The sequence below is a fragment of the Azospirillum terrae genome, assembly GCF_053470425.1.
In genome coordinates this window covers 143,332-160,666 of record NZ_JBPXMR010000008.1, presented here as the reverse complement: position 1 = coordinate 160,666, position 17,335 = coordinate 143,332, and the positions used below count along the sequence as shown (strand labels likewise).

Here is a 17,335-nt window from a genome sequence, read left to right as displayed (position 1 = left end):
TCCAACGGTCACAAGCTGACCCTCAAATTGACGAACGCTGGTCTGACCGCAGACCGGACGGTCGTCATCCCGGATCGCTCTTTTACTCTGGGGGATGGCGGCAGCGGTGGCGGTCTGGCGTTCGTTGAGGACGACACCGCTCCCCGGCTCGGTGGGAACCTCGACGTATCCACGCACTGGATCGTCTCCAGTGTGAACCGGAACATCACGATCCAGCCCGACGGCACTGGCCAGATCGTCCTGGACGGCATGAAGTGGCCGGGGGCCGACGGCACGTCGGGGCAGGTCCTGACCACGGACGGCAGCGGCAACCTGACCTGGGGGAACCCCGTCGCGAGCTTCCTGGGGCTGAGCGACACCCCCGCCTCCTACGCCGGCAAGGCCGGCAAGATCCTGGCCGTGAAGAGCGACGAGTCCGGCCTGGAGTTCGTCTCGGATCAGGTCGGGACCGGTGGCCTCACGCTGCCGCTCGGCGTGTCCGACGGCGGCACCGGGGCGACCACCGCCGGCAATGCCCGGATCAACCTCGGGATCGGGTCGCTCGGCGAGCAGAGCCACAACAGCGTGGACATCAACGGCGGGACCATCGACGGCGTCGCGATTGGCGGCACGGCGGCGGCCACGTCCCTGACGGTCAGCGGCACCGTCTCGTTGAACGGCAACACGTTCCCGACCGGCACCGGCACCAGCGGGCAGGTCCTGACCACCAACGGGGCCGGCACCCTGACCTGGGCACCGGCTTCCGGCGGCACCTCGCTGGCCCTCTACAAGGAAATCACCGGCGGGACCGTCACGGCCAACACCGTGCAGGGCGTCCGCAACGTCGTCATCGGCAACGGGCAGTCGATCACCAGTGCGGCGTCCGACAACTCGATTTTCGGCGGCAGCCTCAACTCCATCGAGGGCGGCTACTACAACCTGATCGTCGGCGGCAAGTCGAACACCATCACGTCGAACAACACCAGTGCCATCGTGGGCAGCGACAGCGTCACGGTGACGAACGGCGGCTGGGTGTTCGGGTCGGCGTCCACGACGGTGTCGAACTACGGCATCGCCATCGGGAGCAACGCCGGGTCGGCCACGTCTTCCCGCGGCGTGCTGCTGGGTGCCGACGGGGGCACGATCTCTTCGTCCGGCGTGGTCCTGGGTGGCCTGTACAGCAGCGTCGCGAGCCGGCACTCGGTCGCCATGGGGTTCGGGGGCAAACCGCACGCCAGCAACACCAACGCGTTCGTGCACGGCGGCGACTACAACATCACCTCGGTGATCAACGCCGGACGGATGCAGGCCGGCCAGTATCTCCTGACCCACACGACCACGGACGGCACTCAGACGGCCCTGAACCAGTACGGCCCGACCGCTGGTGTCGTGATCGGGTCCGAGACCACATGGTCGTTCGACATCAACGTCGTGGCCCGCTCGACGGACGCCAACAACTACAGTGCGGCCTGGAACATCAAGGGCTGTTTCGCCCGCTCGACCGCCCTGGGCAACGTCTTCGTCGGGACCCCGACCAAGACCGTCATCGCCAACGACCGCTCGGGCATCTGGGACATCGATGTCCAGTTCCTGGCCGCCAGTTCCCTCCTGCAAGTCAAAGTAACGGGCGAAGCCGCCCGCACGATTAACTGGCTCGCCGTCATTCGGACCGCGGAGATCTACGCATGACCTACACCACGACTGATTTCGTAGCCTCGATCACGTCTCGCGGTCTCTTCCCGAAGTCTCAGCAGACTTTCTCGGACGGCGACATCCTGCGGTTCGCCAACGAAGAACTGATCAACGACGTGATCCCGCTGATCGTCAAGTTCAACGAGGAATACTTCACCCGCGAGATCGCGATCCCGTTCGAAGAGGGCAAGGTCCGGTACCGGATCCCGCCGCGGGCCATGGGGCAGAAACTCCGGGACGTTTACTGGACGGATTCCGAGGGGAACCCCCAGCCGCTCTCCAAGGTGAACCGCGAGGAAGCCTACACCTTCCCGACCGAGGCCAGCCGGCCCCTGGGCTACTACCTGGAGGGTAACGACATCCGGCTCGTGCCCTACCGGTTGGCCCGCCCCCAGGGCTCGCTGGTGGTCGTGATCAACATGCGGCCCTCCCGGCTGGTCCCGGCCAACCGTGCCCGCAAGGTCGTGGCCGTGACGGATTCCACGATCACGATCAACGGCGTGCCGGCCCACTTCCTGACCGGCCAGCGGATCGACGTGGTGAGCCAGTACGACGGGGGCGAGGTCAAGCAGTTCGACCTCCAGATCGCCGGCATCACGGCCCAGACCCTGGTGTTCAACGCCTGCTCGATCACGGACGTGGAGGTCGGGGACTGGATCGTCCTGGCCGACGAGACGCCGGTGCTCCAGACCCCGGCCGAACTGTACCCGTACCTCCTGGAACTGACCTCCATCCGGATCCTCCAGGCCCTCGGGAACGCCCAGGCGGTCCAGACCAAGATGGCGGCCCTGCCGACCATGCGGTCCTCGCTGGCCAACGTGATCGAGAACCGGGTCCAGGGTGACCCGACCAAGATCGTCAATCGCAACAACCTGCTGCGGATCGGTACCCGGCGGAGGATCTGACCATGGCTGACAGCATCGAACGCCGGACGGAGGCCAAGGGCCTGTACTCGGCCGGCAACCCCTTCGCGTTGCCCGCCGGGGCCTACCTGGAGGCCACCAACGTCGTGGTCCAGGAGCCCAACGTCGTGGAACCCCGAAAGGGCCTGGACGATTACCAGGGCTTCAACCGGGGCGGTTCGCTCCCGAACCTCGCCGGTGGGGCGGCCTGGAGTTTCCCGTCGGGTGACCGCCACTTCGAGCACGTCTCGCTGGCCGGGTACCGCCCGATTGGCTTCCTGGACGTGACCCAGGACATCGTCTGGGCACTCGGCAACTTCTCGACGGGCAACTTCGTCGCCTTGGCAGACCGCTCGACCCACCATCAGGCGTACGGGGTCAAGAACTCCGGCTACGTGGCCGGCGACATGTCCACCCAGTACGACCTGTACCCGGACCGGGACTGGGGCGACGCCTTCAACGCCGACTGGACCGACACCGGCTACCAGACCCTGAAGATGGCCCAGTACCGGAACGGTCGGTATGCGGTCCCGCAGTTCACGAAGTTCCGGGAAGCCGTCCTGACCACCACGGCCACGGGCGTGTACCGCTCGGAGGAGAGCTACGCCCCGTACATCACGGGCGTGTTGGGCTCGCCGGGCTCCTACACCACCACGACCGTCAACTATGGCGGCATCTGGCTCAACGCCCGCAAGGCCGGGCTGAAGAAACCCGCGTGGATCCGGGCGACGACCAGCTACGCCTCCGGGACCTGGACCGGCGTGGTCACGGCGTCGTCCAAGAACGTCTACACCGTCGCGTTCCGGGCCTGCTACCAGTACACCCCCGGTGCGGTCGCGAAGGCCGCGAGCCCCATCGGCATCCCGTCGGGCTACGAGATCCCGAGCAGCGGCATCCAGACCGCGACGCCGGCCGGCAACTTCCAGGCCAGCGACGCCGGGCTGGTGATCGGGCCGCCGAGTGACCGCGTCGTCGTCACCGGCAACGTGCTGCCCAAGATGACCGCCCTGACCAAGTCGGGCTCGACCGCGACGGCGACGTTCGCGGCCGACCACGGCATGACGCTCGGCAGCCGGTTCTCCATCGTGGAGGCCAATGACTCGACCTGGGTCGGGAACTACACGGTCGCGACCGCCCCCAGCACGACCCAGATCACCTTCACGGCCTCGACCAGCCTGACCACAGGCACCGTGACCGAATGGACCCGTCCCATGAAGGTGGACGTGCTCGTCGGCGACGTGGACCGCGAAGCCGGCTGGGAACTCAAGCTCTTCCGGACCAACGAGACCGGGGTGGCCCAGGCCCAGGGGGCGACCGATCCGGGCGACGAGTGCTTCGAGGTCACGGACCTGTCCTGGACCGCCGGCACGGCCTACTCGGGCGGCCCGGCCATCCAGATCACGACGGTGGACGGCAGCGAGGGGCTCGACAGCCTGCTGTACACCAACCCCAGCCGGGAAACGATTTCGAAGGCCAACGACCGGCCGCCGCTCAGCCGTGCGTCCGCCCTGTACCAACAGTACGCCTTCTTCGCCAACTGCGACCTGCCCGCGATCTCGATGCACCGCTGGGCACCGGACGGCACGTCCACGCCCGGCAACATCTCGTTCCAGATCGAGTACCAGGGTTCGACCGTCACCGAGACCTACAACGCCGGTGCGACCGAGGACTACACGGTCACGCCCCGGACCTTCCGGGTCGAGACCGGCGGCACGCCGTCGCAGAACGTCCAGGAGACGATGCGGTCGCTGTGCCGGGTCATCAACAACTGCTCGGCCCACCTCCGGGCCTACTACGTCTCGGAATTCGAGGACGTGCCGGGCCGGGTGGTGTTCGTCGCCGTCGGGACCGACCGGGACGCGGTCAAGATCGTGCCCGACACCGGGTACTCGGACGAGTTCGACCCGCCGCTCGACACCCGGTTCCGGCCCAAGGGCTACCCGAACCGGCTGTTCTACTCGAAGTTCCAGCAGCCCGAGCACGTCCCGGCCCTGAACTACATCGACATCGGCGACGCCACCCACGAGATCCTGGCCCTGGTCCCGACCGACGACCGGCTCCTGATCGTTACCAATAAGTCGGTGTTCGAACTGACCGGCGTGACGGACGCGTCCTTCTCGGTCCGGCCCCTCAACCTGACGCTCGGCACCGTGGCACCCCGGACGACGGTGGTGCTGAACAACTCGGCCTTCACCCTGACCCAGTCGGGCTTCACCCAACTGGCCGGCGACTTCGAGAGCATCTCGACCCCCATCGACGACGAGGTCCAGCCCCGCCTGAAATGGTCGAACCTGTTCGATGTCGCCCACGCCGTGGCCGACCCGCTCCGGCGTGAAGTCATCCTGTGGCTGCCGGTCGATCAGAACTCGACCGAGACCGTCGGGTACCGGTTCTCGGCCATCAACTCGGCCTGGACCAAGCTCGACCGCTCCGCCGGTGCCGCGACCTACATGGCGTCGGAGAACGACCTCCTGGTGGCGTTCGCGACCCCCGATCTCGCGACCCAGAAGCTCACGGTGATCCGCGACAGCGGCACTGTGGACGATTACCGGGAGGAGCGGATTGCCACGACCATCACGGGGGTGGAGTCGCCCACCGTCGTGACCGTCAACCACAGCGACGACTTCTTCGCCGCTCCGGCGGTCGGCTGGCAACTGGAGCAGGGCTCGGCCCAGTCGGTGGTCAGCAAGGTCGAGGACCTAGGGTCCGGTAACTACCGCCTGACCGTTGAGGAGGCCAAGGACTGGACCGCGGCTGCCGCCAACCTGTACCCGGCGATCACCACCCGCGTGATCCCGGCCCCGTTCGTGGGCGGGCAGGCCGGCCTCCTGAAGCAGTTCACCGAGGCCGCGATCAGTCTGAAATTCAACTCGGTCCGGGAGGCGACGTTCGGGTTCACCACCGACCAGAACCGCACCGAGACCTTCGTCACGGTCAAGAACGACGCCTTGTCGTTCGGCTGGGGCAAGAGCCCGTGGGGCCACTTCCCGTGGGGCAACCCGGAGCCCGAGATCGATCTCGGGCTCCGGACCTTCATCCCGGCGGAGGCCCAGTACGGCCGGTCGCTGGTGATGTCCTTCAACCACGCCCGTGCTGGCGAGAAGTACCAGATCATCGAGTGGGACATCTCCGTCAGCCCGAAAACGGAGACCACTGTCCGATGAAGTTCCCGTCCCTGCCGAAGATCACGACGCCGGCCCAGATCTTCACGGCGTACAACAGAGCCGTAGATCAGATCAATCAAGCCCTCCAAAAAGGGCTTGATTTTACTAACAACCTCCGAGCGGTAAATACGGACATCGACCTGCCGAAGCTCACCTTCGTCGAGATCGATGTTTCGGGACTTGGGTCCAAACCCTCGGAAGTCCAGGTCGTCCAGACCTCGGCCATCGGGAACAAGGGCTACCGCTGGGCCAAGGCCGGCGGGGCCGGCACGTTCCTGGGCGTCCAACTGGAGTGGTACCCGGTGGACGCCACCACGGTGGCGGTGCGGGCCAACTGGACGGGGACCGAGGAGAAGGTGCGGGCCAGATTGCGGATCATGGGTGAGTGAGAATGGCGAATTTCGGAACGACCGCCGGCAGCCTCTACGACGACGAGGCCCAGAACGTCACGCAGCAGGTCCAGCAGACCCCGACGCTGTTCAACTCGGACAGCGTTCTGGCCTCGATCCGGGGGGCGTACCCGACGCTGTCCACGTCCCAGGCGGCCTACGACGGCCGCCAGTACATGAAGAACCCGGCGTTCTCGACGCAGTGGCAGCAATCCCAGCAGACCGGCCTCCAGGCCAAAGCCCAGGCCAACGCCGCCAAGGCCCAGCAGCAGGCTGCCGCGTCCTCGCCGTCCGCCCAGCAGGCCCAACCGACCACGACCGTGACGCCGACGCCGGCCGCCACCAATCCGGTCCAGCAAGCCCAGCAACAGGCCCAGCAGGCGTCGGATCGGGTCACCACCCAGGTCCAGCCCCAGCCGGCCCCGGCTTACAACACCGGGTTCGTCCCGCAGGCCCAGGGCGGCTCGCCCGTGCCGGCCCCCCAGGCACCGCAGCCTCCCAAACTCCTGACGGACGCCGAGCGGACGAAGCTCATGACCCAGTCGGTGTCGAGCAACTACAACCAGCGTGCGGCGGCCCAGAAGGCCCTGGAGGCCGACAACCAGTTGCGTGCCCAGATCGGCGTCGGGGGCCAGATCGGCCCGATGTACATCGGGCCGCAGCAGAGCCCGGCCCCGGTCCAGCAGAACCCCGCGTGGCAGTACGCCGGCTACGGCTTCGACCCGTACGGGATGTTCGGGGGCGGCGGTCCGTTCGGAGGTGGCCTGTTCGGTGGCCTGCCGATGCCGCAGCAGCCGGCCCTCGACTGGGGCAGCCTGTTCCAGGCCGGTCTGTTCGGCCGCCAGCCGGCTCCGCGTCCGCAGGTCCTGCCGCCGCAGAACCTCCAGTTCGCCCTCCAGGACCTGTTCTCGTCGTTCCTCGGGGGTGGGGACCAGATGTCGGCCGCGGTCATGCCGCCCGGCTACCAGGAGCCCTACGCCCCGGACAAGCCGGTCAACACCGGCATCGTCCCGCCCGGCACCCCCAACTCGGCGGTTCCGGCCCCAGCCTCGACCCCCGCCCCGACGGTGGAAACGAAGCCCGCCGTGCAACCAACAGGAGAACAAAAGGCGAACAACCAGACGGCCAAGCCGGTCAACTCGACTGGGGCGACCAAGGCCGAGGCCAACGCCTACGGGTGGATCACGCCCCAGACCCTGGACGAGCAGAAGGCCAACAAGGCGGCCCAGGACTCGGCCAACAAGGCGATCCAGGCCGGCAAGCTGACCCAGGCCCTCGACTTCATGAAGACCGCCCCGTCGCTGCTCTCGGGCTTGTCCATGTCGGATCCGTCCTGGGGCGAGACCATGCAGAAGATGGTCGATGCCCAGAACACCGTCGAGGCGATGTCCAAGGGCTTGGTCCTCGGTACTCAGCAGTGGATCGACTTCACCCGCCAGAACGCTGAGCGGGTCCGGAAGTCCATCACCGACGATTTCATGAAAGGATACAAATAATGGCTCTCGACATGAGCGTGTTCGAGGACATCCTGGGTGATGGTCTGACGGACGAGTACAAGACCCTCCTGAACGGCATCTACAGCCCCCAGCAGATGGACGACCCGATGGCGGCCTCGGCCAGCCGGTACGGGTTCCAGCCGGACCGCTGGAACGGCGTGAAGTCGCTGGACCAGTTGGTCGCCGACGACAACAAGTCGTGGGACCAGCAGCGGCTCACCGCCATGCTGGACTCCCAGAAGAAGCAGCAGAACTGGTACGCCAGCGAGCAGGCCCGCCTCAAGAAAGAGGCGGAACTCCAGAAGCTCGCCAACCAGAACCAGTTCCTGGGGAACCAGCGTGCCCAGAACCTCCACGGTCAGGCCGGCTGGAATAACTACTACAGTGCCCTCCAGCAGGAACAGAACCGGCAGAAGTTCCGGGACGACCCTTATGCGAACGTCCCGATGTCTTCGGTCCTGAAGTCGGCGGCCATGGCCTACATGGGGGCCAGCCCGGTCGCCGTGGCCAAGGCGGCTGGCGGTGGCACCGGTGGGACTGCTCAGCCGCAGGTCTTCCCGCGGCAGCCGTCCACGGGCTCGAACCAGCAGCAGGTCCTCCAGCAGCAGCAGGCCCGAGCCGCAGCCCTGCGGGCTGCACTCCAGGGTCGGTACGGGCAGCAGCAGCAGCCTCAGGTCCTCCCGCGGAAGGTCTACTAATCGAAAAGGAGAGCCGGCATGGCCAGCTTTTGGGATGGACTGTGGGATGACCTTCTCGGCGATCTCGGGAACGCCGGCACCGGCGTGGTCAACGACGGGTTGAACGGGATCTGGAATGACATCCTGGGTCTCTCCGGGTCCCCCTTCGGGGGCACCGGCGAGGGGACCAAGATGGCACAGGAGTTCCTGGACTACGCCAAGGGCGTGGGCGAGGACTCGTGGATGCCGCCGGATGTCACCGCGGCCCAGTGGACCCCCTGGCTGTTCGGCGGCGACACCCCGTACAGCACCGCTCCCCAGACCGCGTACCAGGGCATCGACCCGACGCTGTTCCGCGAGGTGATGTCCCAGGGCTACACCCCGTCCACCGGCACGGCGAACACCGTCGATCTCAACGCCCTGAAGCAGGCGATCACCCAGGGGTACGACCCGGCCACGGCCGATCTGACGAAGATCGGGCCGCTGTCCAGTGTCGCCCTCAAGGGCTACGACCCGACCAAGATCGGGGATCTGGCCCAGGTGGCGTTGTCCGGGTACACCCCGACCACGCTGGGCGACGCCAAGACCATCGAGGACAACGCCGACCTGCTGGGCAAGCAGAACGCCCTGGTGGACCGGTACGGCTCGATCATCGACTCCGGCGGCTGGGACCCGGCCGCCCAGGGGATGTTCAACCGCGTCCTGTCCGACCAGTCCAAGCAGGCCCAGCGGATCAACGACAGCGTCATCCAGGACATGCAGGCCCGCGGCATCGCCGGGGGCGGGCAGGAATTGGCGGCCCGGCTGGCCGGCAATCAGGCTGCCGCGGATCAGGCCAACAAGGTCGGGATCGACGTGGCCGGCAAGGCCCGCGACCGTGCGGACGCCGCCATGGGTGCCCAGGGGAACCTCGTGGGCCAGATGCGGCAGCAGGACATCTCGACCCAGGCCCAGAACGCCCAGGCGATCAACGCCTTCAACCAGTACAACGCCACCGCCCAGAACACCGCCGCCCAGTACGGGGCGGAGGCCGGGAACCGTGCGGCCCTGGCGAACAACCAGAACGCCGTCCAGAAGGAGTTCCAGAACGCGGCCATCGCCAACGACGCGGCCAAGTTCGGGGCCTCCGCCGAGAACGAGGCGTCGAAGCTGAACGCCGACTACGCCAACCGGGCGGCCTTCCAGGACGCGTCCCAGGCCAACCAGATCGCCCTGGCGAACCAGTCGGCGAAGAACACCGCGTCGCAGTTCGGGGCCAACGCCCAGAACACCGCGGCCCAGCAGTACGCCACCCAGTACAACCAGGGGATGTTCCAGAACAGCGACGCCCAGAACCGCATGGGGCTGGCGAACCTCCAGTACGCCAACGACGCCGCCAAGTTCGGGGCCGACGCCGCGAACAAGGCCGAGCAGTTGAACGCCGACTACTGGAACAAGGGGCTGTTCCAGGACCAGACCGAATTCAACAAATGGGCGGCCAACCAGGGCAAACTGGACCAGAACGCCGACTTCTCGAACCAGGACCTCTGGTACAAAACGGGCCTGTTCAACAATCAGGCGAGCAACGACGCGGCCAAGTGGAACGCGACGCAGCAGAACTACGTCGATTTCCAGAACATCCAGAACAAGCTGGCCGGCAATAAAAACAACAACTCCATGATCAGCACCGCGTACCAGACGCTGATCAACCAGTTGAATGCCGAGCAGGCGGCCCGGAACCAGCGGAGCTTCGGCACTGACGTGAACAACGGGCTGGGCGGCACCGGCACCAACGGGACCTGGAACCAGATCAGCAAGCTGCTGGGCCTGGGCGGGACCGGTGGGACCGGCGGGAACAACGGCGGGCTGCTCGGCACCATCGGCGGCGGGATCAGCAGCATCTGGGACGAACTGTTCGGCGGCGACGACTTCGGCGAGGTCTACGACAACTGGGACAGCTACACCGGCACCGGCGACTGGATGTCGGATCCGGGTTGGGGCTGGTTCGACGGCGAGGACGTGAACTTCGCCGGGGACACCGGCTCGTGGATGACCGACCCGTCGTGGGGCTGGTTCGACGAATCCACCGGCGGCCTCGGCGACACGTCTTGGTTCGATTTCGGCGACGCCGGCACCGACACGTCGTGGCTCGACTTCGGTGACGACTTGTTCGCCGATGCGGGCGACTGGTTCGGCGATCTGTTCGATTGGTTCGGTTAAGGGAGACCAGCAATGGCCAATTGGTTCGACGACTTCAGTGACAACCTGCTGGGCTCCTACCGCGGCAAGCCCATCGACCCCATGGACCCCACGGCCATCGACCGCCTGGGAGCCCTGAGTGATGCCCGCGAGGAGGAACTCCGCCGCCAGAGCCTGATCGCCCAGCAGGCCCGGCAGCAGCAGTTGCTCGCCGCCGCCCTGGCGAACAAATATGCCTCGGCTGGCGGGATCCTGACCCACTCGCTCCCGGACCCCAAGCCGTACATGTCCACGGTCAGCGACTGGGCCAACCGTGAGACGGACATCAGCAAGACTCGGATCTCCGGCAACGAGAAGGACGAGGATCGGATCGCCCGCTTCGTCGCCGACAGCTACAAGTCCGCGGTGGACCGGGACAAAGAGGACTGGACCCGCTCGAAGTGGGAACAGGAATTCGACTACCGCAAGGGTCGAGACGCCGTCAGCGACTCCCATTGGAACTCCGAGTTCGGGCTCCGGAAGGAAGCCGACGCCCGCTCGGCGACCAAGTTCGGCTGGGACGCCGAGGACCGCCTGAAGAAGGAGAAGTTCGGCCTGCTGGAAGGCAAGGCGGTGTACCAGGACCCGGTCACCGGCGAGTTCCGGTGGCTGGATGACCACGCCCCGGTCGAACCCGGCAAGTACAAGGACATCAAGGGTATGGTGCTGGACGACGGCAAGTCCCGGTACCAGAGCGAGTTGAACTACATCGATCCGGTTACCGGCAAGCGGTTCAACAAGGTGTTCGATCCGAAGTCCGGCACCGCCGTGATCAAGGACAGCACCGGTGCCGTGCTGGCCGACGCCGAGGTCGAGAAGCGGCTCCAGCCCGACAGCGTCTCGGCCCCGACCTACGCCGGCCTGGGGGCGTTCTCGCGTGAACAGGGCAAGACCGGCTCCGAGGGGCTGAACAAGCTGGCCGAGGCCGCCGCGGGTGCCGCCAACACCAAGCAGGTGCTCGACACCCTGGAGAAGACGCTGGCGAACCAGTCCACCGGCGTGCTCACCGATTCCGACACCCTCCGGGGGCTGGCGTCGGCCGTCCAGCAGGTCACGGGCGTCAGCCTGCCGAACTTCGACCCGACCAAACAGGATGTCGCCCTTCAGCAGATCGGCGATCTGTTGCTCAGCCAGCGTGAGCGGCTCAAGGGCCAGGGTGCAATCACGGACTACGAGCAGCGTACGCTCGAACGCACGCTCCCGTCGCTCGGCAAGTCCCCCGAGGCCAACCGGCAGATCATCGAGATCCTCCGGAACGCCGCGGACCGGACGCTCCAGAAGCGGGACGCCTGGATGTCGGACCGGGAGGCCGGCAAGGTCAAGCCGGAGGACTTCAACAACTGGTCGATGGAGTACCAGATGCGGCAGAGCCGGAACCCGGCGGCGGCTCCGTCGAGCAGCAGCCGGCCGACAGCCTCGCCGTCGGGCCTGGGCGGTGCCGGCCGTGAGCAAGCCCTCCAGAAACTGTACGACGACGTGAAGTCCGGCCGGCTCAGCAAGGAACAGGGCCAGCGGATCTACGACGAGATCATGCGGGGAGGCTACTGATGGCGTCCTTTGACGAATTTCTCGCCGGTCCCCGCCCTGGGGCCGGCGGGGCTACCCCGGACTTTGACTCCTTCCTGAACGGCCCGCGGCCGGGCGAGCGGGGTCCTGGTCCGGGTACGCCTGAGGCCGAGGCCCGCGACACCAACAGCCTGAACGCCCTGGTGGGCGGGCTCGCCAAGGGTTTGAGCTTCGGGCACGACGACGAGATCGCGGGGTTCCTCCAGAGCCTCCCGGCCCTGGTGAAACCCGGCCAGTCCTTCTGGTCGGAGTACGAAAAGAACCGGGACAACATGCGGCGGTTCGACGACGCCCTGGCGAAGGAGCACCCGCTCGCCGTCAACGCCGGTGACATCGGTTCCGCCCTGGTGCCGGGTGGTTTGGCGGCCAAGGGCCTCGCCGGTGCCACCGGAGCGGCTCGTGCTGCCGGCCTGATCGGCACGGGTGCGGCTGCTGGTGCCCTGCGGGCCGAGGGCGACAATCGGGATCCCGGTGCCCTCCTGGGCGACATGGCCCGTGGTGCTGCCATCGGTGGTGCTGCCGGCGGTGTCGGTGCTGGTGTGTCGGCCATCGGCCGCGGTGCCCAGGGTGTCGGCCGGGAGATCAACGACTTCCTGGGGAAGAAGGCCCCGCTGGATCGCTTCGACGAGTTCAGCGACCGGCTCGGCAGCATCAACCCCGAGTGGGCCGACCAGCTTCAGGCCATGTACCGGGCTAACCCCGCCCTGGTCGAGAACCTGATGAAGCTCGGGCCGGCCGGGCTCGGGGGTCGCCATCCCTTCAGCCTGGGCCGGATGGCCACGGGTGCTGCGGGCGATGCTGCCGATCTCGCCGGGCGTGCCGTCGAGAAGGCCGGCGACAGCCTGGGTCCCCGGTTCTCCACCGCAGCCGGCGAGATGGCGGGCAGGGGCTCGGCCACCACGAGCTACGGCATCGAGCACTACCTGTCCAACCCGCAGGATCTCCAGCGGAAGGTGACCGGGTCGAAGTTCGAGCCGATCCTGGCCGACGCCATCAAGGAAGGGCCGGAAGCCTTCCACGCCCGCATGTACGTCCTCCTGATGCGGCCCGAGTTCCGGAAGCTCCTGGAGAACTAAATAGAGTCGTGAGTGGTTGAGATCGCCATCGAAACCATGAACTCCTCCCTCGGAAAGCTAAACTGGCCACGGCCCTGGACCCCCTCCAGGGCCGTTTCTTTTCGTCCGTCCGGGTCGCCATAGACATTGGCCAAATGCCCACTCAGTTTTGCAGCCGCCCCACTCCACGACAAAAGAAATGGGCTCCCTCCTTCGGCGGGAGCCTATTCCTTTTATCACGGATTGGACCGTCTGGCGAAATTAAAACTGAGTGATCTGACGTGGTTCCTCGCGGAACGGGGAGTGGGGCTCCCCGTCCTCTCGGTCCCCGCCGGTCGCTCTCGCTCGGATTCTGGAACGAGGGAGGCTCGGCTCGTCGATTACCTACCAAACTCGTGCCGGGCTTGTCGGTTTAATTTTGATTCGGCGTGTTTCAGGTCCGTACAATTTCGGAACGAGGCCGATCCACTTGGTTGGCCCGAACCGGACAAGGAACCGACCATGTCGAATACTAAAGCCAAACCTACCCCGATCTCCCCTCGGCCGGAGGCGAAGCCGACGGCCCAGTCGATTGGGGTCTCGATCCCGGCCGAGCAGGGGGACGAACTGCTCACGCCCCGCCAGATCGAGGCCCGAACCCGAGCCCAACGCCAGCCCGCCGGGCTGGTCCGGCTCAAGCCCGGCCCGTGCCGAACCCTCGCCGAGATCCGGGCCGAGCTTCAGGCACGCGATCAGCGTGCCGAGCGTGCCCGAGAGATCGGGCACTTGCTCGACACCTCCACCCGGATCCCGCCCGACCTCCGGGGAGCCCTGAAGCGGTGCATCATCACGTTGCGGACCAAGGACCTGTCCCCGGCCCAGAACAAGCTGGTGAACGATTTCCTGGTGCCGTACCGCAAGCCCGGCACCGAACTGGCCGAGGCCAACGCCGAGCCCGTCAACATCACCCAGCGGACCATCACCGAGATCGAACTCGTCCTGGCCGTGGGCGTGGATGGGTACGAGCACTGGACCCAGGCCATGGTCGAGGCCCTGCACGACCTCAAGCGGGGGATCCCGCTCGACGACCAGATGCGGGGCGTCCACGCCCACTACCACCGGAAGTACGTGAACACCGGCGGGAAGCCGAGGTCTGGGTACGGCCGGGGCCGAGGACCGAAGAAACCGAAATGACCACCATCACCGACATCGAGAAGGCCCTGCGGCAGGACCGGTTCCCGCCCGCCCAGGCCGAGATCATGCGGCACGCCGTCGCCCGGCTGAAGCTCGGGTACGCCATGACGCCGCAGCAAGCCGGGATCTGGGGAGCGTACGGCCCGTCCGCGAGGAAGCGGTGCCGCCCCCGGTCCCAACGGAAGCACTTTCAGAGCAAATCGAAGGCCACAGCATGACCACGCCCTACATCCAGACCCCGGACGGAAAGTACGACCGGGCCGACATCCTGAAGCTGATCGCCAAGTTCCGGGACATCTTCACCAAGAAGAAGAACGAGAAGGGCCTCGCCATTCTCGAAGAGTGGGACGCGAATTTCCGGAACAGCCGGGAACTCCGGCGGAACCAGTGGGAGTGGGTGCTCCTGAACGTCCGGTTCCACAATACCCGCCCGCCCCGGACCTGGGACGAGATCCACAGCCAGCAGGTCACGCCGGAACCCGAGAAGCCAGAGCCCGCCCAGGTCACCATGGAGGACATCACCGCCCTGGTGAAGGAACGGTTCGCCTCCCTGCGGCAGGACCTCGACGACCTGAACATCTTGACCGACTACCTGCTCCAACGTGCCAGCCCGTAAGGCCCGGCGTGCTTTACTGCACGGCCCTACAACCATCTTTCATACCTCTTTCGAAAGTGGCAAGGTTGGGTCGCAGTCGAAGGGGGAAGGACGTGGAACAGCAAGAGCAGGCGATCACGCTCAAGTACGACGGCGGGTTCCAAGCGGGCGAGGGCGAGATGAACGCCCTCGAAGCCGCCGAGGCCATCCGGGGTTTCACTGATTTCACCCGCCGGGCCGTCGAAGCCTTGTACGGCGAGGGAGCCGAGGTCCGGGCCATGGTCCGGGGTGTCAAGCACGGCAGCCTGGACATCCCGTTCTTGATCAAGTTCGCCGGCGAAGGAGCCGCCCTGCTGGCGTCCACCGGGTTGTCACCCCAGGACCTCCTGAAGCTGATCGCTGAGTCGATCAAGCTGATGAAGAGCCTCGGGGGCAAGCCGCCGACCTCGATCAAGACGGCGGACAACGGCAGCATGATCGTCGAGAGCAACAACGGCACGATCAACCACGTGGGCCAGATGACCGTCAATCTGGTCCTGTCCCCGGAGGCCGGGCGTGACCTCCAGAAGTTCGTCCGACGCCCCTTGGCAGGCGGAGCCGCCGACCTCCTGAAGATCCTGGCCGACGAGACCGAGATCGCCAACGTGAACCGGGAGGAGGCCCCGTCCTTCGTCCCCATCGACGCCGGCAACGTGGTGGCCGAGAACACGAACGAGGTGTACCTGACCATCGCCACCGCGGTGCTGGTCGGCAAGACCCAGTGGAAGTTTTACGACGGCCGGAACACCTTCTCCGCCGTGATCGAGGACCGCGAGTTCCTGAGCCGCGTCGATGCCGGCGAGGTGCGGTTCGGGAAGGGCGACACCCTCTTCGTGCGGCTCAGGACGACGCAGAAGAAGGTCGGGACGAAGCTCAAGGCCGAGTACGTGATTGAGGAAGTGCTCGACCACCGCTGGAACCAGAAGAAGCAGGGGAGCTTGTTTTAGCGGGTCTCGGCGTCGATGACGATGACGCCGGCCTGAGCCAGTTCCCATTCCCGCCGCGACCGCTCCCAGAGGTAGTCGGTGACGACCTGCCGGGCCTGGGACATGCTGAACGCCTGACCGTCCCGGAGCGAGGCCGAGCAGCACAGGGCCGCCACGGTCCGCTCGGTCACGGGCCGGCCATCGACGAACAGGTCGAACTTGACGCCGCCCATCTGCATTTCGTTCTTGGACGGGCTGGACTTGTGCCCGATGCCGGGATCGCCCGGCCGGATGTTCCGGAGTTCCAGCCCCTCCCGGTCAGCCCAGTAGTTCACGTACTGCGAGATCTCAGCAAACGCCAGGAAGGTCCCCTGCGAGGTCTTGTTGTCCTTCTTGACCAGATTGGCCATCGTGTTCTCCTGCAATGCGGTTGAGTTCGAGGTCCCCGTACTGGGCGAGACGCAGCACGCCTCCATGCCGGACTTGGGCCACGCGATTGGAAAGGGTGCGGGCGAACCAGCGGCGGTGCCGCTCGCCCAGGTCCTGCTCGGCGAAGAGCTTCTGGACGTAGTGGAGGTACGGGTTCACGAGCCGGAAGGTCGGGTCCACCAGCTTGACCAGCGAACCGCAATTTCGGACCACCAGGCCCTCGATGTGATCGGCACCGTACTGGGACCTGATCCCGGTCAGCACCGGCCGGAGACCAGCCACGATGTCGTGGACGAGCGGGGCGAGGTCGAGGCCAGCGAGGTCCCGTTCGAACCGGAAGTCACTGCGAGCGTCAGCCCATTCCCCGACCGTGAACGAGTCTGGTCGGCGGCGGAGATCCTGGCCCAGGATCTCGGCCACGGTGAAGGTCTGGCCCATGATCTCCCGCTGGCCGGACAGCACCGCGTCCAAGCTCTCCAGGGCAATCCGCACGCCAGCGGGGAGGTCGGGCAGCACCACGTCGCCCAGGCCGTCCAGGGTCCACTGGATCGGCTCTGAGACCGAGGCGACACGACACGGCACGACAGCGTGGGCCGCATCCAGCACGACCAGACGCGGCTCCGGGGCATAATCGACGACGTTGGTCCGGCCGCCCGTCAGGATCTCGATGTCGCAGTGCTCGCCTGGGCCGAGGTTGGTCTCGACCCACCCGGAGGTCACCAGGGCTTCGTGGGCCAGCCGGAACCACCGGGTCCACGGTTGGGCCGGCCATTCGGTTGGGTGGTGGTACTGGACCCGAGCCTTGGGCATCCGCGACGCCCATGGGTACCCGACCGCATCCCGGCCGACCCGGAGGTGCAGGCCATCAAGCTTCTCCTGGACGGCATCGAAGGACGGCCAGCGGTGCAGGAAGGCCGACAGGAGGTCGGGGCGGAGGTGCTCGACGTGGGCGATCATGCCCGTATTTACCGAGGCGAGCCCGGATCGCTATGGGGTACTGGGGTCACCACGCAGGACCTGGATGCAGAAACGGCCC

The 17,335-nt window shown here is 66.5% G+C and carries 15 protein-coding genes; 13 read left to right on the top strand and 2 right to left on the bottom strand.

Annotated features, from left to right (window positions below; translation table 11 throughout):
* The first annotated feature begins 27 nt into the window (after positions 1 to 27).
* The 13 genes from ACSVDD_RS20565 (at position 28) to ACSVDD_RS20505 (ending at position 15,891) form a co-directional block, all read left to right on the top strand.
* Positions 28 to 1,668, top strand: coding sequence for a hypothetical protein (locus ACSVDD_RS20565; protein WP_448191258.1), 1,641 nt, complete (start codon positions 28 to 30; stop codon positions 1,666 to 1,668).
* Positions 1,665 to 2,576, top strand: coding sequence for a hypothetical protein (locus ACSVDD_RS20560; RefSeq protein WP_448191257.1), 912 nt, complete (start codon positions 1,665 to 1,667; stop codon positions 2,574 to 2,576). The genes ACSVDD_RS20565 and ACSVDD_RS20560 overlap by 4 nt, the downstream gene beginning before the upstream one ends.
* Before the next feature lie 2 nt (positions 2,577 to 2,578).
* Positions 2,579 to 5,737 (top strand): hypothetical protein, encoded by a 3,159-nt coding sequence (locus tag ACSVDD_RS20555; RefSeq protein WP_448191256.1) that lies wholly within the window; start codon positions 2,579 to 2,581, stop codon positions 5,735 to 5,737.
* On the top strand, positions 5,734 to 6,126 hold the full coding sequence (locus tag ACSVDD_RS20550; protein ID WP_448191255.1) for a hypothetical protein: 393 nt from the start codon (positions 5,734 to 5,736) through the stop codon (positions 6,124 to 6,126). Before ACSVDD_RS20555 ends, ACSVDD_RS20550 begins: the two co-directional genes overlap by 4 nt.
* A 2-nt stretch (positions 6,127 to 6,128) precedes the next feature.
* On the top strand, positions 6,129 to 7,622 hold the full coding sequence (locus tag ACSVDD_RS20545) for a hypothetical protein (protein WP_448191254.1): 1,494 nt from the start codon (positions 6,129 to 6,131) through the stop codon (positions 7,620 to 7,622).
* Positions 7,622 to 8,320 (top strand): hypothetical protein, encoded by a 699-nt coding sequence (locus ACSVDD_RS20540; RefSeq protein WP_448191253.1) that lies wholly within the window; start codon positions 7,622 to 7,624, stop codon positions 8,318 to 8,320. Before ACSVDD_RS20545 ends, ACSVDD_RS20540 begins: the two co-directional genes overlap by 1 nt.
* Positions 8,321 to 8,338: 18 nt before the next feature.
* A complete protein-coding gene (locus ACSVDD_RS20535) occupies positions 8,339 to 10,498 on the top strand; it encodes a hypothetical protein (protein WP_448191252.1) in 2,160 nt (719 codons plus the stop codon).
* Positions 10,499 to 10,510: 12 nt separating this feature from the next.
* On the top strand, positions 10,511 to 12,064 hold the full coding sequence (locus ACSVDD_RS20530; protein WP_448191251.1) for a hypothetical protein: 1,554 nt from the start codon (positions 10,511 to 10,513) through the stop codon (positions 12,062 to 12,064).
* Complete coding sequence (locus ACSVDD_RS20525; protein WP_448191250.1) at positions 12,064 to 13,158, top strand: hypothetical protein; 1,095 nt, start codon at positions 12,064 to 12,066, stop codon at positions 13,156 to 13,158. Before ACSVDD_RS20530 ends, ACSVDD_RS20525 begins: the two co-directional genes overlap by 1 nt.
* Before the next feature lie 480 nt (positions 13,159 to 13,638).
* Positions 13,639 to 14,310 carry a hypothetical protein gene (locus tag ACSVDD_RS20520; RefSeq protein ID WP_448191249.1) on the top strand — a complete coding sequence of 224 codons (672 nt, stop codon included), beginning with the start codon at positions 13,639 to 13,641 and terminating at the stop codon, positions 14,308 to 14,310.
* On the top strand, positions 14,307 to 14,528 hold the full coding sequence (locus tag ACSVDD_RS20515; protein ID WP_448191248.1) for a hypothetical protein: 222 nt from the start codon (positions 14,307 to 14,309) through the stop codon (positions 14,526 to 14,528). Before ACSVDD_RS20520 ends, ACSVDD_RS20515 begins: the two co-directional genes overlap by 4 nt.
* Complete coding sequence (locus ACSVDD_RS20510) at positions 14,525 to 14,926, top strand: hypothetical protein (protein ID WP_448191247.1); 402 nt, start codon at positions 14,525 to 14,527, stop codon at positions 14,924 to 14,926. Before ACSVDD_RS20515 ends, ACSVDD_RS20510 begins: the two co-directional genes overlap by 4 nt.
* A 92-nt stretch (positions 14,927 to 15,018) precedes the next feature.
* Positions 15,019 to 15,891: an LAPAL motif-containing putative phage structural protein gene (locus ACSVDD_RS20505; protein ID WP_448191246.1), complete on the top strand. Its 873-nt coding sequence runs from the start codon at positions 15,019 to 15,021 to the stop codon at positions 15,889 to 15,891.
* On the opposite strand, the gene ACSVDD_RS20500 is transcribed toward ACSVDD_RS20505, so the two are convergent.
* A complete protein-coding gene (locus tag ACSVDD_RS20500) occupies positions 15,888 to 16,280 on the bottom strand; it encodes a hypothetical protein (RefSeq protein ID WP_448191245.1) in 393 nt (130 codons plus the stop codon). The genes ACSVDD_RS20505 and ACSVDD_RS20500 overlap by 4 nt on opposite strands.
* The gene (locus ACSVDD_RS20495; protein ID WP_448191244.1) at positions 16,219 to 17,256 is read right to left on the bottom strand and encodes a hypothetical protein; all 1,038 of its coding nucleotides are present in this window, start codon (positions 17,254 to 17,256) and stop codon (positions 16,219 to 16,221) included. The genes ACSVDD_RS20500 and ACSVDD_RS20495 overlap by 62 nt, the downstream gene beginning before the upstream one ends.
* Positions 17,257 to 17,335 lie beyond the last annotated feature (79 nt).